Annotated in this window: 1 protein-coding gene; it reads left to right on the forward strand. The window is 55.0% G+C overall.

The annotated features are described in order from the left end of the window. The first annotated feature begins 281 nt into the window (after positions 1-281). Positions 282-1,058: a type III pantothenate kinase gene (locus DWY76_RS13745; protein WP_044953371.1), complete on the forward strand. Its 777-nt coding sequence runs from the start codon at positions 282-284 to the stop codon at positions 1,056-1,058. Positions 1,059-1,208 lie beyond the last annotated feature (150 nt).

The raw sequence follows: 1,208 nt of genomic DNA on the forward strand, positions 1-1,208 counted from the left end.
TATAATACCACACCCCCGCCTCCTTGTCAACACTTTTTGACAGATTTTTTCCAATTTCTTTGCAGAATAAAGAATCTCCCTGTTTTTCACCCGTTACAGGACGTGCCTTTTTCTTGACAAGGCGGCGGGTAGAACGTATTATGGAGTCATCCCCCAGCATCCTGTGTAAGGTAGCTATACTTATTCTATAAGGGAGAAGCGCCATGTCCTGTGCCAGTATCCGCGGCGGGCGCGCTATTATATATATACATTATATTGCGCTGCAGAGGAGGGCTTTGTTTATGATACTCACCGTCAACATTGGCAACACCCACATCACCGTGGGCGGCTACGAGCAGGATACTCTGCGTTTTTGTGGACGGCTGCACTCTGATACCGCCGCAACGGTGGACGAATACGCCATCCGTCTGGTGAATCTGCTCTCTCTGCACGGTGCATCGCCGGCACAAATTGAAGGCGGTATTCTGGGCAGTGTAGTGCCCGTGCTGAGCGGCCGGGTTCTTTCCGCTTTGCGTATCCTCTGCAATGCACGCATCCTGACGGTCGGCCCCGGCCTGAAAAGCGGCATCAAGCTTCGGCTGGACAACCCCGCCCAGCTGGGTGCCGAGCTTTTATGCGGTGCTGTTGCTGCACTGGCAGAGTGTTCCGGGCCGCTGGTGGTGATCTCAGCCGATACCGCTATCTCCATGATGGCAGTCAATGCCAAGCAGGAGCTTGTGGGCGGGGTGATCCTACCCGGGCCGCAGCTCTCGCTGAGCGCACTGGTAAAGAACACCGCTCAGCTGCCGCAGATCGACCTTGCCGCAAAGGCTCCTGCATCCATTCTGGGCAAGAGCACCTCTTCCTGCCTGCAGAACGGCTTTGTGCTGGGCACCGCCAGCCTGCTGGACGGTCTGGCGGAACGTTTCTGCGCAGAGCTTGGCCCGCAGACAGCATTCTACGCCACCGGCAATCTGCCCATTCCCATCCGGGAAGCATGCTGCACCCCCATTCTATACCGGGAGACCCTCATCACAGACGGGCTGTACCGCATCTGGATGAAAAACAAAAAAGGATAGCTCGAATCCTCCCGGCGCACCGAAAAAAGAAAAACCAGAACACGAATGTGTTTTACGGGTTTCAGGACAGTTCGATTTTTCCCCGGATGAACAGTATTCCTCTTGTTAGACATTCCTACAGGTTGGCAACCGCAGGCTAAGCAAAGCCGC

This window comes from Faecalibacterium sp. AF27-11BH (assembly GCF_003603005.1).
Classification (GTDB): domain Bacteria; phylum Bacillota; class Clostridia; order Oscillospirales; family Ruminococcaceae; genus Faecalibacterium; species Faecalibacterium taiwanense.

Bases quoted from the DNA above. Each gene is read 5' to 3' on its own strand.
- DWY76_RS13745 (WP_044953371.1), top strand. From the start codon at position 282: ATGATACTCACCGTCAACATTGGCAACACCCACATCACCGTGGGCGGC.